This window comes from Escherichia sp. S10b, assembly GCF_028421345.1.
GTDB lineage: Bacteria > Pseudomonadota > Gammaproteobacteria > Enterobacterales > Enterobacteriaceae > ECMA0423.
In genome coordinates this window covers 151,622-174,890 of sequence record NZ_JAHZSO010000168.1, presented here as the reverse complement: position 1 = coordinate 174,890, position 23,269 = coordinate 151,622, and the positions used below count along the sequence as shown (strand labels likewise).

General features: G+C 53.0%; 20 protein-coding genes. 18 read left to right on the top strand and 2 right to left on the bottom strand.

Annotated elements, in window-relative coordinates; genetic code table 11:
• Positions 1 to 174: 174 nt before the first annotated feature.
• The 4 genes from yfbV to FTE26_RS17510 all read left to right on the top strand — a co-directional run bounded on the left by yfbV (position 175) and on the right by FTE26_RS17510 (position 3,787).
• Complete coding sequence (gene yfbV / locus FTE26_RS17525) at positions 175 to 630, top strand: terminus macrodomain insulation protein YfbV (RefSeq protein ID WP_000106627.1); 456 nt, start codon at positions 175 to 177, stop codon at positions 628 to 630.
• Between the two features lie 82 nt (positions 631 to 712).
• Positions 713 to 1,207 carry a YfbU family protein gene (locus FTE26_RS17520; protein ID WP_000426124.1) on the top strand — a complete coding sequence of 165 codons (495 nt, stop codon included), beginning with the start codon at positions 713 to 715 and terminating at the stop codon, positions 1,205 to 1,207.
• Positions 1,208 to 1,217: 10 nt separating this feature from the next.
• The gene (hxpA, locus tag FTE26_RS17515) at positions 1,218 to 1,868 is read left to right on the top strand and encodes a hexitol phosphatase HxpA (RefSeq protein ID WP_001203389.1); all 651 of its coding nucleotides are present in this window, start codon (positions 1,218 to 1,220) and stop codon (positions 1,866 to 1,868) included.
• Between the two features lie 86 nt (positions 1,869 to 1,954).
• Entirely contained in the window at positions 1,955 to 3,787 is a 1,833-nt protein-coding gene (locus tag FTE26_RS17510; protein ID WP_001012899.1) for an SLC13 family permease, read from the top strand.
• Between the two features lie 58 nt (positions 3,788 to 3,845).
• Here the strand turns inward: FTE26_RS17510 and yfbR are convergent, their stop codons facing one another.
• Positions 3,846 to 4,445: a 5'-deoxynucleotidase gene (gene yfbR, locus FTE26_RS17505; RefSeq protein ID WP_000813848.1), complete on the bottom strand. Its 600-nt coding sequence runs from the start codon at positions 4,443 to 4,445 to the stop codon at positions 3,846 to 3,848.
• Positions 4,446 to 4,528: 83 nt separating this feature from the next.
• Positions 4,529 to 5,746 carry an alanine transaminase AlaA gene (gene alaA, locus FTE26_RS17500; RefSeq protein WP_000074527.1) on the bottom strand — a complete coding sequence of 406 codons (1,218 nt, stop codon included), beginning with the start codon at positions 5,744 to 5,746 and terminating at the stop codon, positions 4,529 to 4,531.
• A 919-nt stretch (positions 5,747 to 6,665) separates the two neighbouring features.
• Between alaA and lrhA the strand changes: the two genes are divergently transcribed.
• The 14 genes from lrhA to nuoN all read left to right on the top strand — a co-directional run bounded on the left by lrhA (position 6,666) and on the right by nuoN (position 23,259).
• Positions 6,666 to 7,604, top strand: a complete 939-nt coding sequence (lrhA, locus tag FTE26_RS17495) for a transcriptional regulator LrhA (RefSeq protein WP_000626991.1) — start codon at positions 6,666 to 6,668, stop codon at positions 7,602 to 7,604.
• 630 nt (positions 7,605 to 8,234) lie between these two features.
• Positions 8,235 to 8,678, top strand: coding sequence for an NADH-quinone oxidoreductase subunit NuoA (nuoA, locus tag FTE26_RS17490; protein WP_000062997.1), 444 nt, complete (start codon positions 8,235 to 8,237; stop codon positions 8,676 to 8,678).
• Positions 8,679 to 8,693: 15 nt separating this feature from the next.
• Positions 8,694 to 9,356: an NADH-quinone oxidoreductase subunit NuoB gene (gene nuoB, locus FTE26_RS17485; protein ID WP_000386733.1), complete on the top strand. Its 663-nt coding sequence runs from the start codon at positions 8,694 to 8,696 to the stop codon at positions 9,354 to 9,356.
• Between the two features lie 93 nt (positions 9,357 to 9,449).
• Positions 9,450 to 11,252, top strand: coding sequence for an NADH-quinone oxidoreductase subunit C/D (gene nuoC / locus FTE26_RS17480; RefSeq protein ID WP_000247878.1), 1,803 nt, complete (start codon positions 9,450 to 9,452; stop codon positions 11,250 to 11,252).
• A 2-nt stretch (positions 11,253 to 11,254) separates the two neighbouring features.
• The gene (gene nuoE / locus FTE26_RS17475) at positions 11,255 to 11,755 is read left to right on the top strand and encodes an NADH-quinone oxidoreductase subunit NuoE (RefSeq protein ID WP_000545042.1); all 501 of its coding nucleotides are present in this window, start codon (positions 11,255 to 11,257) and stop codon (positions 11,753 to 11,755) included.
• Positions 11,752 to 13,089 (top strand): NADH-quinone oxidoreductase subunit NuoF, encoded by a 1,338-nt coding sequence (gene nuoF / locus FTE26_RS17470; RefSeq protein ID WP_000789502.1) that lies wholly within the window; start codon positions 11,752 to 11,754, stop codon positions 13,087 to 13,089. Before nuoE ends, nuoF begins: the two co-directional genes overlap by 4 nt.
• 52 nt (positions 13,090 to 13,141) lie before the next feature.
• Entirely contained in the window at positions 13,142 to 15,868 is a 2,727-nt protein-coding gene (nuoG, locus tag FTE26_RS17465) for an NADH-quinone oxidoreductase subunit NuoG (RefSeq protein ID WP_001297084.1), read from the top strand.
• Entirely contained in the window at positions 15,865 to 16,842 is a 978-nt protein-coding gene (gene nuoH / locus FTE26_RS17460) for an NADH-quinone oxidoreductase subunit NuoH (protein WP_000118507.1), read from the top strand. The genes nuoG and nuoH overlap by 4 nt, the downstream gene beginning before the upstream one ends.
• Before the next feature lie 14 nt (positions 16,843 to 16,856).
• A complete protein-coding gene (nuoI, locus tag FTE26_RS17455) occupies positions 16,857 to 17,399 on the top strand; it encodes an NADH-quinone oxidoreductase subunit NuoI (protein ID WP_000172749.1) in 543 nt (180 codons plus the stop codon).
• A gap of 11 nt (positions 17,400 to 17,410) precedes the next feature.
• Positions 17,411 to 17,965 carry an NADH-quinone oxidoreductase subunit J gene (gene nuoJ / locus FTE26_RS17450; protein WP_000393511.1) on the top strand — a complete coding sequence of 185 codons (555 nt, stop codon included), beginning with the start codon at positions 17,411 to 17,413 and terminating at the stop codon, positions 17,963 to 17,965.
• Positions 17,962 to 18,264 carry an NADH-quinone oxidoreductase subunit NuoK gene (gene nuoK / locus FTE26_RS17445; protein WP_000612644.1) on the top strand — a complete coding sequence of 101 codons (303 nt, stop codon included), beginning with the start codon at positions 17,962 to 17,964 and terminating at the stop codon, positions 18,262 to 18,264. The genes nuoJ and nuoK overlap by 4 nt, the downstream gene beginning before the upstream one ends.
• On the top strand, positions 18,261 to 20,102 hold the full coding sequence (gene nuoL / locus FTE26_RS17440; RefSeq protein ID WP_001056622.1) for an NADH-quinone oxidoreductase subunit L: 1,842 nt from the start codon (positions 18,261 to 18,263) through the stop codon (positions 20,100 to 20,102). The genes nuoK and nuoL overlap by 4 nt, the downstream gene beginning before the upstream one ends.
• Before the next feature lie 163 nt (positions 20,103 to 20,265).
• Complete coding sequence (gene nuoM / locus FTE26_RS17435) at positions 20,266 to 21,795, top strand: NADH-quinone oxidoreductase subunit M (protein ID WP_000926441.1); 1,530 nt, start codon at positions 20,266 to 20,268, stop codon at positions 21,793 to 21,795.
• Positions 21,796 to 21,801: 6 nt separating this feature from the next.
• Positions 21,802 to 23,259 carry an NADH-quinone oxidoreductase subunit NuoN gene (gene nuoN / locus FTE26_RS17430; RefSeq protein ID WP_000156701.1) on the top strand — a complete coding sequence of 486 codons (1,458 nt, stop codon included), beginning with the start codon at positions 21,802 to 21,804 and terminating at the stop codon, positions 23,257 to 23,259.
• Positions 23,260 to 23,269 lie beyond the last annotated feature (10 nt).

Here is a 23,269-nt window from a genome sequence, read left to right as displayed (position 1 = left end):
ATGGCATAATGTATATGAATTTGACGACTCAATGAATATGTACTACTTAGGCCTTCAGGCTGCTAAAGGATACCTGATAGTGGGTATGGAAGACAAAATGTTTTGAACGTTGTCCCGCTGAGTTGTGAATTTGCACAAATTTTTGAATCTTTATATGTGAAGTTGAGGTGAAGCATGTCAACGCCGGATAATCGTTCTGTTAATTTTTTTAGCTTGTTTCGCCGGGGACAGCATTACTCAAAGACGTGGCCGCTGGAAAAACGCCTTGCCCCGGTCTTTGTCGAAAATCGCGTTATCAAGATGACGCGTTATGCGATCCGTTTTATGCCGCCGATCGCCGTATTTACTCTCTGCTGGCAGATTGCCCTGGGCGGTCAGCTTGGGCCGGCAGTTGCCACTGCGCTGTTCGCCTTAAGTTTACCCATGCAGGGATTATGGTGGCTGGGCAAGCGTTCTGTAACGCCATTACCCCCTGCTATCCTCAACTGGTTTTATGAAGTTCGCGGTAAATTGCAGGAGTCTGGACAGGTGTTGGCACCCGTTGAAGGCAAGCCTGATTACCAGGCATTAGCTGACACGCTTAAGCGCGCCTTCAAACAACTGGATAAAACTTTCCTTGATGATTTGTAATTGACCCCTGATTACGCATATAAAAGAAGGCATACTCAGCCTTCTTTTTTTTCACCGTAGTAGAGTGATACAGGAGTCAACAATGGAAATGACCAACGCGCAACGTCTTATTTTGTCTAATCAGTACAAGATGATGACTATGCTCGATCCGGCAAATGCTGAACGTTACCGTCGCCTGCAAACAATTATTGAGCGTGGTTACGGATTACAGATGCGTGAATTGGATCGCGAGTTTGGCGAGCTGAAAGAAGAAACCTGCCGCACTATCATCGACATTATGGAGATGTATCATGCGTTGCATGTTTCCTGGTCTAATTTGCAGGACCAGCAATCCATCGATGAACGTCGTGTCACCTTCCTCGGCTTTGACGCCGCCACTGAAGCACGTTACCTCGGTTATGTCCGCTTTATGGTTAATGTGGAAGGGCGCTATACCCATTTTGACGCCGGAACTCACGGTTTTAACGCCCAGACGCCAATGTGGGAAAAATATCAGCGCATGCTTAATGTGTGGCATGCCTGCCCGCGTCAGTACCATTTGAGCGCCAACGAAATTAATCAAATTATCAACGCCTGAGGAGGCCCGCGTGCGGTGCAAAGGTTTTCTGTTTGATCTTGATGGAACGCTGGTGGATTCCCTGCCTGCGGTAGAACGGGCGTGGAGCAACTGGGCCAGACGTCATGGGTTAGCGCCGGAAGAGGTGCTGGCTTTCATTCACGGTAAACAGGCGATCACCTCTTTGCGCCATTTTATGGCGGGCAAATCCGAGGCTGATATTGCCGCCGAGTTTACGCGTCTGGAGCACATCGAGGCCACGGAAACCGAAGGTATTACCGCGCTTCCGGGGGCAATCGCCTTACTCAATCATTTGAATAAAGCAGGTATTCCGTGGGCCATTGTGACTTCTGGCTCCATGCCGGTAGCGCGAGCGCGCCATAAAATAGCTGGGCTTCCCGCACCAGAGGTGTTTGTAACCGCTGAGCGAGTGAAGCGCGGAAAACCAGAACCTGATGCGTATCTGTTAGGTGCGCAGCTGCTGGGGCTTGCGCCGCAGGAGTGTGTGGTGGTGGAAGATGCTCCCGCTGGCGTGCTTTCTGGCCTGGCGGCGGGTTGCCATGTCATTGCGGTTAACGCTCCGGCAGATACCCCGCGCCTGAATGAGGTCGATTTGGTCCTCCACAGTCTGGAGCAAATTACTGTGACCAAACAGCCAAATGGCGATGTTATTATTCAGTGAAACACCTGATCATGATTTAGCCCCGTCTCGTCGGGGCTTTTTTATGGCAGAATCAAGACATCTCCCTCAATTAACAAGGATAAGTTGTGAACGGTGAATTGATTTGGGTTCTTTCATTACTGGCCGTTGCCATTGTCTTGTTTGCGACGGGCAGAGTGCGTATGGATGCGGTCGCTTTGTTTGTTATTGTCGCGTTTGCATTAAGCGGAACGCTGACAGTCCCCGAAGTATTTTCCGGCTTTTCTGATCCTAACGTTGTCCTGATTGCCGCCTTGTTTATTATTGGCGATGGTTTGGTCCGTACCGGTGTTGCCACCGTAATGGGAACATGGCTGGTCAAAGTTGCGGGCAACAGTGAAATCAAAATGTTGGTTTTGTTGATGCTGACCGTCGCGGGGCTTGGCGCGTTTATGAGTTCAACCGGCGTTGTCGCTATCTTTATTCCCGTGGTGTTAAGCGTTGCCATGCGTATGCAAACTTCGCCGTCACGTCTGATGATGCCGTTGAGTTTTGCCGGGCTGATAAGCGGCATGATGACGCTGGTGGCGACGCCGCCGAACCTGGTAGTCAACAGTGAATTGCTGCGTGAAGGCTATCACGGCTTCAGTTTCTTTAGCGTAACACCTATTGGCCTGGTCGTGCTGGTGCTGGGTATTTTGTATATGTTAGTGATGCGTTTCATGCTGAAAGGGGATACCCAGACCCCGCAGCGCGAAGGCTGGACGCGTCGAACCTTTCGCGATCTTATCCGTGAATATCGACTGACCGGGCGTGCGCGACGTCTGGCTATTCGCCCCGGATCGCCAATGATTGGTCAACGGCTGGATGATCTCAAATTACGTGAGCGTTATGGCGCTAACGTCATCGGTGTTGAACGCTGGCGGCGTTTTCGTCGCGTTATCGTGAACGTTAATGGGGTTTCTGAATTTCGCGCGCGTGACGTTTTGCTTATTGATATGTCTGCGGCTGATGTCGATCTCCGGCAATTTTGTAGTGAGCAATTGCTGGAGCCGATGGTACTGCGCGGCGAGTATTTTTCTGACCAGGCCCTTGATGTGGGCATGGCAGAGATTTCATTAATTCCTGAGTCAGAACTGATTGGTAAATCGGTGCGCGAAATTGGTTTTCGTACCCGCTACGGACTGAATGTGGTGGGGCTAAAGCGCAATGGCGTGGCGCTGGAAGGTTCGCTGGCGGATGAGCCTCTGCTGCTGGGCGATATCATCCTGGTTGTGGGTAACTGGAAACTGATCGGTATGCTGGCCAAACAGGGCCGCGACTTCGTAGCGCTGAACTTACCGGAAGAGGTGAGTGAAGCATCGCCCGCGCACAGCCAGGCACCCCATGCCATTTTCTGTCTGGTGCTAATGGTGGCGTTAATGCTGACAGATGAAATTCCTAATCCTGTTGCCGCTATCATCGCCTGCCTGCTGATGGGGAAATTCCGCTGTATAGATGCTGAAAGCGCCTATAAATCCATTCACTGGCCGAGCATTATTTTGATCGTTGGGATGATGCCGTTTGCTGTGGCATTACAGAAAACGGGAGGTGTCGCGCTGGCGGTGAAAGGGCTGATGGACATTGGCGGTGGTTACGGGCCACATATGATGCTGGGTTGTTTGTTTGTCTTGTCGGCGGTTATTGGGCTATTTATCTCTAATACCGCGACGGCGGTGTTGATGGCTCCGATTGCGCTGGCTGCTGCCAAAACGATGGGGGTGTCGCCTTATCCATTCGCGATGGTCGTGGCGATGGCAGCATCCGCCGCCTTTATGACACCGGTTTCTTCACCTGTTAACACACTGGTTTTAGGTCCGGGAAATTACAGCTTCAGTGACTTTGTGAAGTTGGGGGTACCGTTCACCATTATTGTGATGGCGGTTTGTGTGGTGATGATCCCGATGCTGTTTCCGTTTTGACAAGAGCCTGATGTCGCATCCGGCGCTTATTGCCTGATGCGACGCAGACTCCGGCTGCTTACAGCGGTGAATCCTGGCTAATCTCATCGAGCGAAAGATGGAAGCTGGGAACAAATACTTCCATGAAGTAGTCCATCTCCTGGCTGCGACGCGATTCAAGCGTCGCTTCCAGTCGCGTTTTTGCCAGCAAGAATTCATTATTTCCGGCCGCGAGTTCTTCCAGACATTTCAGATATGCACACAGTGCATCTGCCTGTTTCACCAGCGATTTTTCTTCATCGCTATATGCATGCTCGTCAATTAACGGCGCAAAGATATCCCGCAGCTCTTCCGGAACCATATCGACCAGTTTTTGCTGAGCGATTTTTTCAATAGCCTTGTACTCCTGAGCGATTTGCGAATTGAAGTATTTCACCGGAGTAGGGAGATCGCCGGTGAGCACTTCTGAGGCATCGTGGTACATCGCCAGTAAAGCGATACGTTCGGCGTTGACATTACCGCCAAATTTTCGATTTTTGATAGCTGCCAGCGCATGGGCGACCATCGCTACCTGCAAACTGTGTTCGGACACATTTTCCGTCAGCACGTTGCGCATTAGCGGCCAGCGGTTAATGAGTTTCAGGCGGGAGAGATGGGCAAAAAAATGGCTCTGTTTCATAGTGACCTTACGTATGATGACATCATCAGGTCATTGTGGCGGGATAACGCTGCCGGATGCAATCTCCGGCAGTGAAATTAAGATTACAGCTGATGATAACCAGAAAGGAAACGCGCGAACTTGCTCAAAGACAGCTCGATATCATCGACACGCGGTAGCGTGACAATGCGGAAGTGATCCGGCCACGGCCAGTTGAATGCCGTCCCTTGCACCAACAGAACTTTTTCCTGCAACAGGAAATCCAGCACCATTTTCTGATCGTCGTGAATGTTAAAGCGTTTGGCGTCGATTTTCGGGAACATATACAGCGCACCACGAGGTTTCACGCAGGAAACGCCCGGAATATCGTTGATCAGTTCCCACGCGCGGTTACGCTGCTCATAAAGACGACCGCCAGGGGTAATAAATTCACTGATGCTCTGATAACCACCCAGCGCGGTCTGAATGGCGTGTTGCGCAGGAACGTTAGCACACAGGCGCATTGAAGCCAGCATTTCCAGACCTTCGATGTAGCCTTTGGCGTGTTTTTTCGGCCCGTTCAACACCATCCACCCCTGACGGAAGCCTGCAACGCGGTACGTTTTCGACAGTCCGTTAAAGGTAATGGTCAGCAGGTCAGGTGCCAGCGGCGCAATTGAGTGATGCTCAGCGTCGTCGTAAAGAATTTTGTCATAAATTTCATCGGCGAAGATAATGAGATTATGCTGACGTGCAATCTCCACAATCTCCATTAAAAGCTCTTTGGAATATACCGCGCCGGTTGGGTTATTTGGGTTGATAATAACGATCCCACGCGTACGAGGCGTAATTTTAGCGCGAATATCATCGAGGTCTGGGAACCAGTCAGAGGATTCATCGCAAAGATAATGCACCGCTTTACCGCTGGAAAGCGAAACCGCCGCGGTCCATAGTGGGTAATCTGGTGCAGGAACCAACATTTCGTCCCCGCTGTTCAGCAATGCCTGCATTGCCTGAACGATAAGCTCCGATACACCATTGCCGATGTAAATATCTTCCACGGTAACATCACGCATGCCACGAGCCTGGTAGTGCTGCATGATGGCTTTACGCGCGGAGTAAAGACCTTTGGAATCGCAATACCCTTGAGCGGTAGGCAGGTTGCGTATCACGTCAACGAGGATTTCATCTGGCGCGTCAAAACCGAACGGGGCTGGGTTGCCGATGTTCAGTTTCAGTACCTTGTTACCTTCTTCTTCCAGGCGTTTTGCTTCTTTCAGCACCGGACCACGGATGTCATAACAGACATTCTCTAATTTGCTGGATTTTTCAATGGGGGACATGAATCTTGACCTTTTTTGCTGTTATCGCCACTCCCTGCCGTGGAAGTCAGCTTAGAACAATGTACTCCCCCAGGACGGTGTTTTGAAGGTCTGCAGAATAAGATTTTGCCAGAGGGGAAGGCTCGATTGTGCTGTTAATAACTTAATAATGACAAAATAATGAGGTGTATATGCTTTACATGCAATGTTATATAGTGAATTGTTCTGATTCTTAATTGTAAGTCTGGTTTTTTTATCTGTAAGATAATTGTGTGAAAATGCCTCATTTAAGAATTCACTAATGAAACGCGATGATGATATTTCCGCATTACGGAGAGTTTAACAGCGTGATGATTTCCGAGGTGTCGTAATGGGGGCAAGGTGTGAAACTATTGTTAAGCGGAATTAATGAATGAGGATGATGCTAATTAATTATTATTTAATATTCAAAAAGGTTTTGATGTGCTTATTAATAATAGAAGATTACTTTGCCTAACATAACATAACTTTGCATCAGATAATTCGCAATGACCCTTATAAATAAAAGGTTTTTGGGGTAAAATGCTCGCATAAATGACGGATCCCTGCTCTTGATGCCGCCTCACCATTGCTGTTTGTACGTGTTCGCGTATGACCAGCGATGCTGCACGAGAGTGGAACAAGGACTCACATTTACATTTATACAAACACGCGCATGTCATAAATAGAAAAGAGTGAGTAACTTAATAGATATGCGATCCCTGAAGATATATTCTGTGATCTACTTCAGGCATTATAACGGAACAATGTGAGTCGCTTTTTTAGTGCAACTCATATGCATTTTTACTTTCGTCCGGGTTCCGGATGAAACTGCCAGGGAGGCACATTACAAATGGAATTGCTTGTTTGTGTGTGCACAGCATTAACCAGCTCAGTATGAGCCGCCAGTAAGTGATAATATATGATAACTGCAAATCGTCCGATAATTAACCTCGACCTCGATCTGCTGAGAACATTTGTTGCTGTTGCCGATCTGAACACTTTTGCTGCCGCAGCTGCCGCTGTGTGTCGTACTCAGTCCGCCGTAAGTCAGCAAATGCAGCGTCTGGAACAACTCGTTGGGAAAGAACTGTTCGCTCGTCACGGTCGCAACAAACTGTTAACTGAACATGGCATTCAACTTCTTGGTTACGCCAGGAAAATCCTGCGTTTTAATGATGAGGCCTGCTCATCATTAATGTTCAGTAATCTTCAGGGCGTGTTAACTATCGGTGCTTCAGATGAATCTGCCGATACGATCTTACCTTTCCTGTTAAATCGCGTGAGTTCGGTTTATCCGAAATTAGCGCTGGATGTCCGCGTTAAACGTAATGCCTATATGGCAGAAATGCTGGAATCCCAGGAAGTGGATTTGATGGTAACCACCCATCGTCCTTCAGCGTTTAAGGCATTGAACCTGCGAACCTCGCCAACACACTGGTACTGCGCAGCGGAATACGTATTGCAAAAAGGCGAGCCGATCCCTCTTGTATTGCTGGATGATCCAAGTCCGTTTCGCGATATGGTGCTGGCGACGCTTAATAAAGCAGATATTCCATGGCGACTGGCTTATGTCGCCTCGACGCTTCCGGCCGTTCGTGCGGCAGTGAAAGCCGGTCTTGGCGTGACGGCAAGGCCGGTTGAGATGATGAGCCCGGACCTGCGTGTGCTGAGTGGAGTAGATGGCTTACCGCCGCTACCTGATACCGAATATTTGCTGTGCTATGACCCGTCCAGTAATAATGAGCTGGCCCAGGTGATCTATCAGGCGATGGAGAGCTACCATAATCCGTGGCAATACAGCCCAATGTCTGCTCCGGAAGGGGATGATTCATTGTTGATTGAAAGGGATATCGAGTAATCGACGGACGATAGATAATTCCTGAGACAATAGTGTAAAAAACGAGCCGCTGGGGGTGTTTTAAACCCCAGCGGCTTTTTTTTAGTAAAAATCCTTCCTCGCATAGTACAGAACGTACAAAACTGTTCATTTTTCAATCACCAGAGATTCACGTCCCGAACGCACAAATAATCGCCTGAAAAAAATCACCTGCTACAATGATGTTAAAAAATACGTAAATTTGTTGCTGCGTTTTTGTTATGGAATGACAAAAGCGTGTCACAGATCAAGAAAATACTCTCTTTTGGGGGGAGGAATCGACACAAATTCCTGTCAAAATAGACCCGTATTTTTTCCATTGCTTCACAACGGACACGATTCAACAACATCTAATTATCCTGGAGTCGTCAAGGATCTGGGGTGAAAGGGCATTAAATGCTAATGGTGTTGATATTATGTAAACTAATGTGAAGAAACTTTTGTTAAAGTTGACAAAAGGTTATAGAAAGGAGTAAAAGACCACATCAATTAGCTGTATAAAAGAATTTCTACAGTGATTGTAAGGTTTTTTTTATTCCTCCCCATGAATCGATGTGGCGTCCATCTGCCGTGAAGAGCAGTGAATCTGGCGCTACTTTTGATGAGTAAGCAATGAGTATGTCAACATCCACTGAAGTCATCGCTCATCACTGGGCATTCGCTATCTTTCTTATCGTTGCCATTGGCCTGTGTTGCCTGATGCTGGTAGGCGGTTGGTTTTTAGGCGGTCGCGCACGCGCGAGGTCGAAAAACGTGCCGTTTGAATCCGGTATCGACTCGGTCGGCTCCGCCCGCTTACGCCTGTCCGCCAAGTTTTATCTGGTGGCCATGTTCTTCGTTATCTTCGACGTTGAAGCGCTGTATCTGTTCGCATGGTCAACCTCTATCCGCGAAAGCGGCTGGGTAGGCTTTGTGGAAGCTGCAATTTTTATTTTTGTGTTACTGGCAGGTCTGGTTTATCTGGTGCGTATTGGCGCGCTGGACTGGACGCCCGCGCGTTCACGCCGCGAGCGTATGAACCCGGAAACGAACAGTATCGCTAATCGTCAACGCTAACCGCGAGGCATTAAGATGGATTATACGCTCACCCGCATAGATCCCAACGGTGAGAACGACCGTTACCCCCTGCAAAAGCAGGAGATCGTAACCGACCCTCTGGAGCAAGAAGTTAACAAAAACGTGTTTATGGGCAAGCTCAATGACATGGTTAACTGGGGTCGTAAAAACTCAATTTGGCCGTATAACTTCGGTCTTTCCTGCTGTTACGTTGAGATGGTGACTTCGTTTACCGCGGTGCATGACGTGGCGCGTTTTGGCGCAGAAGTATTGCGTGCTTCGCCGCGTCAGGCTGACCTGATGGTGGTTGCAGGAACCTGCTTTACCAAAATGGCACCGGTTATTCAGCGTCTGTATGACCAGATGCTGGAACCAAAATGGGTTATCTCAATGGGTGCCTGTGCCAACTCTGGTGGTATGTACGATATTTATTCCGTTGTGCAGGGCGTCGATAAATTCATCCCGGTTGATGTGTATATCCCGGGCTGCCCGCCGCGTCCTGAAGCGTACATGCAGGCACTGATGCTGTTGCAGGAATCTATCGGCAAAGAACGTCGTCCGCTCTCCTGGGTGGTTGGCGATCAGGGCGTTTATCGCGCCAATATGCAATCAGAGCGCGAACGCAAGCGCGGTGAACGTATTGCCGTAACCAACCTGCGTACACCTGACGAGATTTAATTTGCGCCTGTCGGCAAAGGGATTTTTCTTCGCTTATTCCTAAATCTATTTCGCGAAGCTTACTGCGCCGACAGTCACCACGGACCATTTGCAATGGTGAACAATATGACCGACTTAACCGCGCAAGAACCCGCCTGGCAGACCCGCGATCATCTTGATGATCCGGTAATTGGCGAACTGCGCAACCGTTTTGGGCCGGATGCCTTTACTGTTCAGGCGACTCGCACCGGGGTTCCCGTTGTGTGGATCAAGCGTGAACAATTACTGGAAGTTGGCGATTTCTTAAAGAAACTGCCGAAACCTTACGTCATGCTGTTTGACTTACACGGCATGGACGAACGTCTGCGCACACACCGCGAAGGGTTACCTGCCGCGGATTTTTCCGTTTTCTACCATCTGATTTCTATCGATCGTAACCGCGACATCATGCTGAAGGTGGCGCTGGCAGAAAACGACCTGCACGTACCGACCTTCACCAAACTGTTCCCGAACGCTAACTGGTATGAGCGTGAAACCTGGGATCTGTTTGGCATTACTTTCGACGGTCACCCGAACCTGCGCCGCATCATGATGCCGCAAACCTGGAAAGGTCACCCGCTGCGTAAAGATTACCCGGCGCGCGCTACCGAATTCTCGCCGTTTGAGCTGACCAAAGCCAAACAGGATCTGGAGATGGAAGCCCTGACCTTCAAACCGGAAGAGTGGGGGATGAAGCGCGGCACCGAAAACGAGGACTTCATGTTCCTCAACCTCGGTCCGAACCACCCGTCGGCGCACGGGGCTTTCCGTATCGTTTTACAACTCGACGGCGAAGAGATTGTCGACTGCGTACCAGACATCGGCTACCACCACCGTGGTGCGGAGAAAATGGGCGAGCGCCAGTCCTGGCACAGCTACATTCCGTATACCGACCGTATTGAATACCTCGGCGGCTGCGTTAACGAAATGCCTTACGTGCTGGCGGTAGAGAAACTGGCCGGGATCACCGTGCCGGATCGCGTTAACGTCATTCGCGTTATGCTCTCCGAACTGTTCCGTATCAACAGCCACCTGCTGTACATCTCGACCTTTATTCAGGACGTCGGCGCAATGACGCCCGTGTTCTTCGCCTTTACCGATCGTCAGAAAATTTACGATCTGGTGGAAGCGATCACGGGTTTCCGTATGCACCCGGCGTGGTTCCGTATTGGCGGCGTAGCGCACGACCTGCCGCGCGGCTGGGATCGCCTGCTGCGTGAGTTCCTCGACTGGATGCCGAAACGTCTGGCGTCTTACGAGAAAGCGGCGCTGCAAAATACCATTCTGAAAGGTCGTTCCCAGGGCGTTGCCGCCTATGGCGCGAAAGAGGCGCTGGAGTGGGGCACCACTGGCGCGGGCCTGCGTGCTACCGGGATCGACTTCGACGTGCGTAAGGCGCGTCCTTATTCTGGCTATGAAAACTTCGACTTTGAAATCCCGGTTGGTGGTGGTGTTTCTGACTGCTACACCCGCGTAATGCTGAAAGTGGAAGAGCTGCGCCAGAGTCTGCGCATTCTTGAGCAGTGCCTCAACAACATGCCGGAAGGCCCGTTCAAAGCGGATCACCCGCTGACCACGCCGCCGCCGAAAGAGCGCACGCTGCAACATATCGAAACCCTGATCACCCACTTCCTGCAAGTGTCGTGGGGGCCGGTGATGCCTGCCAATGAATCTTTCCAGATGATTGAGGCGACCAAGGGGATCAACAGTTACTACCTGACCAGCGACGGTAGCACCATGAGTTATCGCACTCGTATCCGCACGCCGAGTTATGCGCATTTGCAGCAAATTCCGGCGGCGATCCGCGGCAGCCTGGTGTCTGACCTGATTGTTTATCTGGGCAGTATCGATTTTGTTATGTCAGATGTGGACCGCTAATTATGCACGAGAATCAACAACCACAAACCGAGGCTTTTGAGCTGAGTGCGGCAGAGCGTGAAGCGATTGAGCACGAGATGCACCACTACGAAGACCCGCGTGCGGCGTCCATTGAAGCGCTGAAAATCGTTCAGAAGCAGCGTGGCTGGGTGCCGGATGGTGCGATCCACGCGATCGCCGATGTGCTGGGTATTCCGGCAAGCGACGTCGAAGGTGTGGCAACGTTCTACAGTCAGATCTTCCGCCAGCCGGTTGGTCGCCATGTGATCCGTTATTGCGACAGCGTGGTCTGTCATATCAACGGTTACCAGGGTATTCAGGCGGCGCTCGAGAAAAAGCTAAACATCAAACCAGGGCAAACGACATTTGACGGTCGCTTTACGCTGCTGCCAACTTGCTGCCTGGGGAACTGTGATAAAGGGCCAAACATGATGATCGATGAGGATACTCACGCGCATCTGACCCCGGAAGCGATCCCTGAACTGCTGGAGCGGTATAAATGAAAAACATTATCCGTACTCCCGAAACGCATCCGCTGACCTGGCGTCTGCGCGATGACAAACAGCCAGTGTGGCTGGACGAATATCGCAGCAAAAACGGTTACGAAGGCGCGCGTAAGGCGCTGACCGGGCTGTCTCCGGACGAAATCGTTAATCAGGTAAAAGACGCTGGTCTGAAAGGGCGCGGTGGCGCGGGCTTTTCTACCGGCCTGAAATGGAGCCTGATGCCGAAAGACGAATCCATGAACATCCGTTACCTGCTGTGTAACGCCGATGAAATGGAGCCAGGCACCTATAAAGACCGCCTGCTGATGGAGCAACTGCCGCACCTGCTGGTGGAAGGTATGCTCATCTCCGCGTTTGCGCTGAAAGCTTACCGTGGCTACATCTTCCTGCGTGGCGAATATATCGAAGCGGCAGTAAATCTGCGCCGCGCCATTGCCGAAGCCACTGAAGCGGGCTTGCTTGGCAAAAACATTATGGGAACAGGTTTCGACTTCGAACTGTTCGTCCATACCGGGGCAGGGCGCTACATCTGCGGGGAAGAAACAGCGTTAATCAACTCCCTGGAAGGGCGTCGTGCTAACCCACGCTCGAAACCCCCCTTCCCGGCAACCTCCGGCGTATGGGGCAAACCGACCTGTGTCAACAACGTCGAAACCCTGTGTAACGTTCCGGCGATCCTCGCTAACGGCGTGGAGTGGTATCAGAACATCTCGAAAAGTAAAGATGCTGGCACCAAGCTGATGGGCTTCTCCGGTCGGGTGAAAAATCCGGGACTGTGGGAACTGCCGTTTGGTACTACCGCGCGCGAGATCCTCGAAGATTACGCCGGTGGTATGCGTGACGGTCTGAAATTCAAAGCCTGGCAGCCAGGCGGCGCGGGCACCGACTTCCTGACCGAAGCGCACCTTGACCTGCCGATGGAATTCGAAAGTATCGGTAAAGCGGGAAGCCGTCTGGGTACGGCGCTGGCGATGGCGGTTGACCATGAGATCAACATGGTGTCGCTGGTGCGTAACCTGGAAGAGTTTTTCGCCCGTGAGTCCTGCGGCTGGTGTACGCCGTGCCGCGACGGTCTGCCGTGGAGCGTGAAAATTCTGCGTGCGCTGGAGCGTGGTGAAGGTCAGCCGGGCGATATCGAAACACTTGAGCAACTGTGTCGATTCTTAGGCCCGGGTAAAACTTTCTGTGCCCACGCACCTGGTGCAGTGGAGCCGTTACAGAGCGCCATCAAATATTTCCGCGAAGAATTTGAGGCGGGAATCAAACAGCCGTTCAGCAATACCCATTTGATTAATGGGATTCAGCCGAACCTGCTGAAAGAGCGCTGGTAACCGAATTTCGATTAACGCTCGGTCCCTGACCGAGAAAACTGGAAGCATGCTAATGGCTACAATTCATGTAGACGGCAAAGAATACGAGGTCAACGGAGCGGACAACCTGCTGGAAGCTTGTCTGTCTCTGGGCCTTGATATTCCTTACTTTTGCTGGCATCCGGCGCTGGGAAGCGTCGGTGCTTGCCGCCAGTGTGCGGTGAAGCAATACCAAAACGCGGAAGACACGCGTGGTCGCCTGGTGATGTCCTGTATGACACCGGCTTCCGATGGCACCTTTATTTCCATTGACGACGAAGAAGCGAAACAGTTCCGTGAAAGTGTGGTCGAGTGGTTAATGACCAACCACCCGCACGACTGTCCGGTATGTGAAGAAGGCGGTAACTGCCATCTTCAGGATATGACCGTGATGACCGGACACAGCTTCCGTCGCTACCGTTTCACCAAACGTACCCACCGTAATCAGGATTTGGGGCCATTCATCTCTCACGAAATGAACCGCTGCATCGCCTGCTACCGCTGCGTGCGTTACTACAAAGATTACGCTGACGGTACGGATCTGGGCGTTTACGGTGCGCACGACAACGTCTACTTCGGTCGCCCGGAAGACGGCACGCTGGAAAGCGAATTTTCCGGTAACCTGGTCGAAATTTGCCCGACCGGCGTATTTACCGACAAAACGCACTCCGAGCGTTACAACCGTAAATGGGATATGCAGTTTGCGCCGAGCATCTGCCAGCAATGTTCCATCGGCTGTAACATCAGCCCCGGTGAACGTTACGGCGAACTGCGTCGTATCGAAAACCGTTACAACGGTACGGTAAACCACTACTTCCTCTGCGACCGTGGTCGTTTCGGTTACGGTTACGTCAACCTGAAAGATCGTCCGCGTCAACCAGTACAGCGTCGTGGCGATGATTTCATTACCCTCAACGCCGAACAGGCAATGCAGGGCGCGGCAGATATTCTGCGTCAGTCGAAGAAAGTGATCGGTATTGGTTCTCCGCGTGCCAGCGTGGAAAGCAACTTTGCGCTGCGTGAACTGGTGGGCGAAGAAAACTTCTACACCGGTATCGCTCACGGTGAGCAGGAACGTCTGCAACTGGCGCTGAAAGTGCTGCGTGAAGGCGGCATTTATACTCCGGCTCTGCGCGAAATCGAATCTTACGATGCGGTACTGGTGCTGGGCGAAGACGTTACCCAGACCGGCGCGCGCGTCGCGCTGGCAGTGCGTCAGGCTGTGAAAGGTAAAGCGCGCGAAATGGCGGCAGCACAGAAAGTGGCTGACTGGCAGATTGCGGCAATCCTCAACATCGGTCAACGTGCGAAGCATCCGCTGTTTGTTACCAACGTTGATGACACCCGTCTGGATGATATCGCGGCGTGGACTTACCGCGCACCGGTTGAAGATCAGGCGCGTTTAGGTTTTGCCATCGCCCATGCGCTGGATAACTCTGCGCCAGCGGTTGACGGTATCGAACCTGAGCTGCAAAGCAAAATCGACGTCATCGTGCAGGCACTGGCAGGTGCGAAGAAACCGTTGATTATCTCCGGGACGAACGCCGGTAGCATAGAGGTGATTCAGGCTGCGGCTAACGTCGCGAAAGCCCTGAAAGGTCGCGGCGCTGACGTTGGTATCACCATGATTGCCCGTTCCGTCAACAGCATGGGGCTGGGCATTATGGGTGGCGGTTCGCTTGAAGAAGCGTTGACCGAACTGGAAACCGGACGCGCCGACGCGGTGGTGGTGCTGGAAAACGATCTGCATCGTCACGCTTCCGCTACCCGCGTGAATGCTGCGCTGGCTAAAGCGCCGCTGGTGATGGTGGTTGATCATCAACGCACAGCGATTATGGAAAACGCCCATCTGGTACTTTCTGCTGCCAGCTTTGCTGAAAGCGACGGTACGGTGATCAACAACGAAGGCCGCGCCCAACGTTTCTTCCAGGTTTACGATCCTGCTTATTACGACAGCAAAACTGTCATGCTGGAAAGCTGGCGCTGGTTACACTCGCTGCACAGCACCCTGCTGAGCCGTGAAGTGGACTGGACGCAGCTCGACCATGTGATTGACGCTGTTGTGGCGAAAATCCCGGAACTGGCAGGTATCAAAGATGCTGCGCCGGATGCGACATTCCGTATTCGTGGGCAGAAACTGGCCCGTGAACCGCACCGTTACAGCGGTCGTACCGCCATGCGCGCCAATATCAGCGTTCATGAGCCGCGTCAGCCGCAGGATATTGACACCATGTTCACCTTCTCGATGGAAGGTAACAACCAGCCGACTGCGCACCGTTCGCAAGTGCCGTTTGCCTGGGCGCCGGGCTGGAACTCCCCGCAGGCGTGGAACAAATTCCAGGACGAAGTGGGCGGCAAACTGCGCTTTGGCGATCCGGGCGTGCGTCTGTTTGAAACCAGCGAAAATGGTCTGGATTACTTCACCAGCGTACCGGCACGCTTCCAGCCGCAGGACGGGAAATGGCGTATCGCGCCGTATTACCACCTGTTTGGCAGCGATGAATTGTCACAGCGTGCTCCGGTCTTCCAGAGCCGTATGCCGCAGCCGTACATCAAACTCAACCCAGCGGATGCCGCGAAGTTAGGTGTGAACGCAGGTACACACGTCTCCTTTAGTTACGATGGCAACACGGTCACGCTGCCGGTTGAAATCGCTGAAGGGCTGACGGCAGGGCAGGTGGGCTTGCCGATGGGTATGTCCGGTATTGCTCCGGTGCTGGCTGGCGCGCATCTTGAGGATCTCAAGGAGGCACAACAATGAGTTGGATATCACCGGAACTGATTGAGATCCTGCTGACCATCCTCAAAGCGGTGGTGATCCTGCTGGTGGTTGTCACCTGCGGGGCATTCATGAGCTTTGGCGAACGTCGCCTGCTGGGTCTGTTCCAGAACCGTTACGGACCTAACCGTGTTGGCTGGGGCGGTTCGCTCCAGCTGGTTGCGGACATGATCAAAATGTTCTTTAAAGAAGACTGGATCCCGAAATTCTCGGATCGCGTCATCTTTACCCTGGCACCGATGATTGCCTTTACCTCGCTGCTGCTGGCCTTTGCGATTGTGCCAGTCAGTCCGGGTTGGGTGGTTGCCGACCTGAACATCGGGATTTTGTTCTTCCTGATGATGGCAGGTCTGGCGGTTTACGCGGTGCTGTTTGCGGGCTGGTCAAGTAACAACAAATACTCGTTGCTGGGTGCGATGCGTGCTTCTGCGCAGACCCTGAGCTACGAAGTGTTCCTCGGGCTTTCCCTGATGGGCGTGGTGGCGCAGGCCGGTTCATTCAACATGACCGACATCGTCAACAGCCAGGCGCATGTGTGGAACGTTATCCCGCAATTCTTTGGTTTTATTACCTTTGCCATCGCGGGCGTGGCGGTATGTCACCGTCACCCGTTTGACCAGCCGGAAGCCGAGCAGGAACTGGCGGATGGTTACCACATTGAATATTCCGGTATGAAGTTCGGTCTGTTCTTCGTGGGTGAGTACATCGGGATTGTGACCATCTCTGCATTGATGGTGACGCTGTTCTTCGGTGGCTGGCAAGGCCCGTTGTTACCGCCATTCATCTGGTTCGCGCTGAAAACCGCGTTCTTTATGATGATGTTCATTTTGATTCGTGCGTCGTTACCGCGTCCGCGTTATGACCAGGTAATGTCCTTCGGCTGGAAAATCTGCCTGCCGCTGACGCTGATCAACTTGCTGGTAACGGCGGCTGTCATTCTCTGGCAGGCGCAATAAGGGGCAATAAGACCATGACCTTAAAAGAATTGTTAGTAGGTTTCGGCACCCAGGTTCGTAGTATCTGGATGATCGGCCTGCACGCGTTCGCCAAACGCGAAACGCGAATGTACCCGGAAGAGCCGGTCTATCTGCCGCCCCGTTATCGTGGTCGTATCGTTCTGACCCGCGACCCGGACGGCGAAGAGCGTTGCGTAGCCTGTAACCTCTGCGCGGTAGCCTGCCCGGTCGGCTGTATCTCGCTGCAAAAAGCAGAAACCAAAGACGGTCGCTGGTACCCGGAATTTTTCCGCATCAACTTCTCACGCTGCATTTTCTGTGGTCTGTGCGAAGAAGCCTGTCCGACCACGGCGATTCAGTTAACCCCGGATTTCGAAATGGGGGAATACAAGCGCCAGGATCTGGTTTACGAAAAAGAGGATCTGCTGATCTCCGGTCCGGGCAAATACCCGGAATATAACTTCTACCGGATGGCAGGTATGGCAATCGACGGCAAAGATAAGGGCGAAGCAGAGAACGAAGCCAAGCCTATCGACGTCAAGAGCCTGTTACCGTAAGGAGAGGGGCAATGGAGTTCGCTTTTTATATCTGTGGCCTGATAGCCATACTTGCGACCTTGCGAGTGATCACCCATACCAATCCGGTACACGCACTGCTGTACCTGATTATTTCGCTGCTGGCGATTTCCGGGGTGTTCTTCTCACTGGGCGCTTACTTCGCCGGTGCGCTGGAAATTATCGTCTACGCGGGTGCCATTATGGTGCTGTTCGTGTTCGTGGTGATGATGCTCAACCTGGGCGGTTCAGAAATCGAACAGGAACGCCAGTGGCTGAAACCGCAGGTGTGGATTGGTCCGGCAATTTTGTCGGCCATCATGCTGGTGGTGATTGTTTACGCCATCCTTGGTGTTAATGATCAGGGTATCGACGGTACGCCAATCAGTGCTAAAGCAGTGGGTATTACGCTGTTCGGGCCTTACGTACTGGCGGTGGAACTGGCTTCTATGCTGCTGCTCGCGGGTCTGGTTGTGGCCTTCCACGTCGGTCGTGAAGAGCGTGCGGGTGAAGTGCTGAGCAATCGTAAAGACGACAGCGCGAAAAGAAAAACGGAGGAGCACGCATGATCCCCTTACAACATGGACTGATCCTCGCGGCAATCTTATTCGTTCTTGGCTTAACCGGTCTGGTTATCCGTCGCAATCTGCTGTTTATGCTGATTGGTCTGGAAATCATGATTAACGCCTCCGCGCTGGCCTTTGTGGTCGCCGGAAGCTACTGGGGTCAGACCGACGGTCAGGTGATGTACATTCTCGCCATCAGCCTCGCGGCGGCAGAAGCGAGTATCGGCCTTGCGCTGCTGCTGCAACTTCACCGTCGTCGCCAGAACCTGAACATCGATTCAGTAAGTGAGATGCGCGGATGAACATGCTTGCCTTAACCATTATTTTGCCATTGATTGGCTTCGTCCTGCTGGCGTTCTCCCGTGGGCGCTGGTCTGAAAACGTTTCGGCGATCGTCGGCGTTGGCTCTGTGGGCCTGGCGGCGCTGGTAACCGCCTTTATCGGCGTTGATTTCTTCGCTAACGGCGAGCAGGCATACAGCCAGCCGCTGTGGACGTGGATGTCGGTAGGCGACTTTAACATCGGTTTTAACCTGGTGCTGGACGGCCTGTCGCTGACCATGCTCTCGGTGGTCACTGGTGTGGGTTTCCTTATTCACATGTACGCCTCCTGGTACATGCGCGGTGAAGAGGGCTACTCTCGCTTCTTCGCCTACACCAACCTGTTCATCGCCAGCATGGTAGTTCTGGTTCTCGCCGATAACCTGCTGCTGATGTACCTCGGCTGGGAAGGCGTGGGCCTGTGCTCCTATCTGCTGATCGGTTTCTATTACACCGATCCGAAGAATGGCGCAGCGGCAATGAAAGCGTTCGTCGTGACCCGTGTGGGTGACGTTTTCCTCGCTTTCGCACTGTTCATTCTTTACAACGAACTGGGCACCCTGAACTTCCGCGAAATGGTGGAACTGGCACCAGCGCACTTTGCTGACGGCAATAACATGCTGATGTGGGCGACGCTGATGCTGCTGGGCGGTGCGGTCGGTAAATCTGCGCAGTTGCCGTTGCAGACATGGCTTGCTGACGCGATGGCGGGCCCGACGCCTGTCTCCGCGCTGATCCACGCCGCAACGATGGTAACCGCGGGTGTCTACCTGATCGCCCGTACCCACGGCCTGTTCCTGATGACGCCGGAAGTTCTGCATCTGGTGGGTATTGTCGGGGCGGTTACGCTGCTGCTGGCCGGTTTTGCCGCGCTGGTACAGACCGACATCAAACGTGTTCTCGCTTACTCTACCATGAGCCAGATTGGCTACATGTTCCTCGCGCTTGGCGTGCAGGCATGGGATGCGGCGATTTTCCACTTGATGACTCACGCGTTCTTTAAAGCGCTGCTGTTCCTGGCATCCGGTTCCGTCATTCTGGCCTGCCATCACGAACAGAACATCTTCAAGATGGGCGGTCTGCGTAAATCTATTCCGCTGGTTTATCTCTGCTTCCTGGTGGGCGGCGCAGCACTGTCGGCACTGCCGCTGGTCACTGCGGGCTTCTTCAGTAAGGATGAGATCCTCGCGGGTGCGATGGCGAATGGTCATATCAATCTGATGGTGGCAGGTCTGGTCGGTGCGTTTATGACCTCGCTCTACACCTTCCGTATGATTTTCATCGTCTTCCACGGAAAAGAACAAATTCACGCTCACGCCGTGAAAGGGGTAACTCACAGCCTGCCGCTGATTGTGCTGCTGATCCTTTCCACCTTCGTTGGCGCACTGATTGTACCGCCGCTGCAGGGCGTGCTTCCGCAAACGACGGAACTGGCGCACGGCAGCATGTTGACCCTGGAAATTACCTCTGGCGTGGTCGCGGTGGTCGGCATTCTGCTGGCAGCCTGGCTGTGGCTGGGTAAACGTACTCTGGTGACCTCCATCGCCAACAGTGCGCCGGGCCGCCTGCTGAGTACCTGGTGGTACAACGCCTGGGGCTTTGACTGGCTGTACGACAAAGTGTTCGTCAAGCCGTTCCTGGGTATTGCCTGGTTGCTGAAACGCGATCCGCTGAACTCAATGATGAACATCCCGGCGGTTCTTTCCCGCTTTGCAGGTAAAGGTCTGCTGTTAAGCGAGAACGGTTATCTGCGCTGGTATGTGGCATCCATGAGCATCGGTGCGGTCGTGGTGCTGGCACTGTTGATGGTACTGCGTTGAGTTAAGGATTGTGGGATTGCCCCTGGGCATATAAGAACGTAGGTCGGATAAGCTGCCTTCGCGGCGCATCCGACACTACCCCCAGTCCGAAGAGAATTTTCTGTCGTGAGAATTCGTTGAAAATCCGGTCCTGACGGGACTTTTACAAGGAATAAAGATCGCCATGTTACTACCCTGGCTAATATTAATTCCCTTTATTGGCGGCTTCCTGTGCTGGCAGACCGAACGCTTTGGCGTCAAGGTGCCGCGCTGGATCGCGCTGATCACCATGGGATTGACGCTGGCGCTGTCGCTGCAACTGTGGTTGCAGGGCGGTTATTCACTGACGCAATCCGCCGGAATTCCGCAGTGGCAGTCTGAATTCGACATGCCGTGGATCCCGCGTTTTGGTATCTCTATTCATCTCGCCATTGACGGTCTGTCGCTGCTGATGGTCGTGCTGACCGGTCTGCTCGGTGTGCTGGCGGTACTCTGTTCGTGGAAAGAGATCGAAAAATATCAGGGCTTCTTCCACCTCAACCTGATGTGGATCCTGGGCGGCGTTATCGGCGTGTTCCTTGCCATCGACATGTTCCTGTTCTTCTTCTTCTGGGAAATGATGCTGGTGCCGATGTACTTCCTGATCGCACTGTGGGGGCATAAAGCCTCTGACGGTAAAACGCGTATCACGGCGGCAACCAAGTTCTTCATTTACACCCAGGCGAGTGGCCTGGTGATGTTGATTGCCATCCTGGCGCTGGTTTTTGTTCACTACAATGCGACCGGCGTCTGGACCTTCAACTATGAAGAGCTGCTGAATACGCCAATGTCCAGTGGTGTGGAATACCTGTTAATGCTGGGCTTCTTCATCGCCTTCGCAGTCAAAATGCCGGTGGTTCCGCTGCATGGCTGGCTGCCGGATGCGCACTCCCAGGCTCCGACCGCCGGTTCCGTTGACCTCGCGGGGATCTTGCTGAAAACTGCCGCTTACGGTTTGCTGCGTTTCTCCCTGCCGCTGTTCCCGAACGCGTCGGCAGAGTTCGCGCCAATTGCTATGTGGCTGGGTGTTATCGGCATCTTCTACGGTGCGTGGATGGCCTTCGCCCAGACCGATATCAAACGTCTGATCGCCTACACCTCGGTTTCCCACATGGGCTTCGTGCTGATTGCTATCTACACCGGCAGCCAGTTGGCCTACCAGGGCGCGGTAATCCAGATGATTGCGCACGGTTTGTCGGCGGCGGGTCTGTTTATTCTTTGTGGTCAGCTTTATGAACGTATCCATACCCGCGACATGCGCATGATGGGCGGTCTGTGGAGCAAGATGAAATGGCTGCCAGCACTGTCGCTGTTCTTTGCGGTGGCAACGCTTGGGATGCCTGGCACCGGTAACTTCGTCGGCGAATTTATGATTCTGTTCGGCAGCTTCCAGGTTGTCCCGGTGATTACCGTTATCTCTACCTTTGGGCTGGTCTTTGCATCTGTTTATTCGCTGGCGATGTTACATCGCGCTTACTTCGGTAAAGCGAAAAGCCAGATTGCCAGCCAGGAACTGCCAGGGATGTCGCTGCGTGAGCTGTTTATGATCCTGTTGCTGGTGGTGCTGCTGGTACTGCTGGGCTTCTATCCGCAGCCGATTCTGGATACCTCGCACTCCGCGATTGGCAATATCCAGCAGTGGTTTGTTAATTCCGTTACTACTACAAGGCCGTAAATCGCCATGACAATAACTCCACAAAACCTGATCGCACTGCTACCGTTGCTGATCGTCGGCTTGACGGTGGTGGTTGTGATGCTCTCCATTGCGTGGCGACGCAATCATTTCCTCAACGCTACGCTCTCGGTTATTGGGCTTAACGCGGCGCTGGTTTCGCTCTGGTTTGTTGGCCAGGCGGGCGCTATGGACGTTACGCCGCTGATGCGCGTTGATGGTTTCGCCATGCTTTACACCGGGCTGGTATTGTTGGCGAGCCTCGCCACCTGTACTTTCGCCTACCCGTGGCTTGAAGGCTATAACGACAACAAGGATGAGTTCTACCTGTTGGTGTTAATTGCCGCGCTGGGCGGGATCCTGCTGGCGAATGCCAACCATCTGGCGTCTCTGTTCCTCGGTATCGAACTGATCTCTTTGCCGCTGTTTGGCCTGGTCGGTTACGCTTTCCGCCAGAAACGTTCACTGGAAGCCAGTATCAAATACACCATCCTTTCTGCCGCAGCGTCTTCTTTCCTGCTGTTTGGTATGGCGCTGGTGTATGCGCAGTCTGGCGACCTGTCGTTTGTCGCGTTGGGTAAAAACCTTGGCGACGGTATGCTCAACGAGCCGCTGTTGCTGGCAGGTTTCGGCCTGATGATTGTTGGCCTCGGCTTCAAACTCTCTCTGGTGCCGTTCCACCTGTGGACGCCAGACGTATACCAGGGCGCGCCTGCGCCGGTTTCCACTTTCCTGGCGACGGCGAGCAAAATCGCTATCTTCGGTGTGGTGATGCGTCTGTTCCTCTACGCACCGGTGGGTGACAGCGAAGCGATTCGCGTGGTGCTGGCGATTATCGCCTTTGCCTCCATCATCTTCGGTAACCTGATGGCGCTGAGCCAGACCAATATCAAACGTCTGCTCGGTTACTCATCTATCTCTCACCTCGGCTATCTGCTGGTAGCGCTGATTGCGCTGCAAACCGGCGAGATGTCGATGGAAGCGGTAGGGGTTTATCTGGCCGGTTATCTGTTCAGCAGCCTCGGCGCGTTCGGCGTGGTCAGCCTGATGTCCAGCCCGTATCGTGGCCCGGATGCTGATTCCCTGTTCTCTTACCGCGGTCTGTTCTGGCATCGTCCGATCCTCGCGGCAGTGATGACGGTGATGATGCTGTCTCTGGCCGGTATCCCGATGACGCTGGGCTTTATCGGTAAGTTCTACGTGCTGGCGGTCGGTGTCCAGGCACACTTGTGGTGGCTGGTGGGTGCCGTGGTTGTCGGTTCGGCAATCGGCCTCTACTACTACCTGCGCGTGGCGGTGAGCCTGTACCTGCACGCACCGGAACAACCGGGTCGCGATGCACCGTCAAACTGGCAGTACAGCGCGGGCGGTATCGTGGTGCTGATTTCTGCACTGTTGGTACTGGTGCTGGGTGTATGGCCACAACCGCTGATTAGTATTGTGCGGTTAGCAATGCCGCTGATGTAATCTGTTAGTT

Bases quoted from the DNA above. Each gene is read 5' to 3' on its own strand.
- yfbV (WP_000106627.1), top strand. From the start codon at position 175: ATGTCAACGCCGGATAATCGTTCTGTTAATTTTTTTAGCTTGTTTCGC.
- FTE26_RS17520 (WP_000426124.1), top strand. From the start codon at position 713: ATGGAAATGACCAACGCGCAACGTCTTATTTTGTCTAATCAGTACAAG.
- yfbR (WP_000813848.1), bottom strand. From the start codon at position 4,445: ATGAAACAGAGCCATTTTTTTGCCCATCTCTCCCGCCTGAAACTCATT.
- alaA (WP_000074527.1), bottom strand. From the start codon at position 5,746: ATGTCCCCCATTGAAAAATCCAGCAAATTAGAGAATGTCTGTTATGAC.
- lrhA (WP_000626991.1), top strand. From the start codon at position 6,666: ATGATAACTGCAAATCGTCCGATAATTAACCTCGACCTCGATCTGCTG.
- nuoA (WP_000062997.1), top strand. From the start codon at position 8,235: ATGAGTATGTCAACATCCACTGAAGTCATCGCTCATCACTGGGCATTC.
- nuoB (WP_000386733.1), top strand. From the start codon at position 8,694: ATGGATTATACGCTCACCCGCATAGATCCCAACGGTGAGAACGACCGT.
- nuoC (WP_000247878.1), top strand. From the start codon at position 9,450: ATGGTGAACAATATGACCGACTTAACCGCGCAAGAACCCGCCTGGCAG.
- nuoE (WP_000545042.1), top strand. From the start codon at position 11,255: ATGCACGAGAATCAACAACCACAAACCGAGGCTTTTGAGCTGAGTGCG.
- nuoF (WP_000789502.1), top strand. From the start codon at position 11,752: ATGAAAAACATTATCCGTACTCCCGAAACGCATCCGCTGACCTGGCGT.
- nuoG (WP_001297084.1), top strand. From the start codon at position 13,142: ATGGCTACAATTCATGTAGACGGCAAAGAATACGAGGTCAACGGAGCG.
- nuoH (WP_000118507.1), top strand. From the start codon at position 15,865: ATGAGTTGGATATCACCGGAACTGATTGAGATCCTGCTGACCATCCTC.
- nuoI (WP_000172749.1), top strand. From the start codon at position 16,857: ATGACCTTAAAAGAATTGTTAGTAGGTTTCGGCACCCAGGTTCGTAGT.
- nuoJ (WP_000393511.1), top strand. From the start codon at position 17,411: ATGGAGTTCGCTTTTTATATCTGTGGCCTGATAGCCATACTTGCGACC.
- nuoK (WP_000612644.1), top strand. From the start codon at position 17,962: ATGATCCCCTTACAACATGGACTGATCCTCGCGGCAATCTTATTCGTT.
- nuoL (WP_001056622.1), top strand. From the start codon at position 18,261: ATGAACATGCTTGCCTTAACCATTATTTTGCCATTGATTGGCTTCGTC.
- nuoM (WP_000926441.1), top strand. From the start codon at position 20,266: ATGTTACTACCCTGGCTAATATTAATTCCCTTTATTGGCGGCTTCCTG.
- nuoN (WP_000156701.1), top strand. From the start codon at position 21,802: ATGACAATAACTCCACAAAACCTGATCGCACTGCTACCGTTGCTGATC.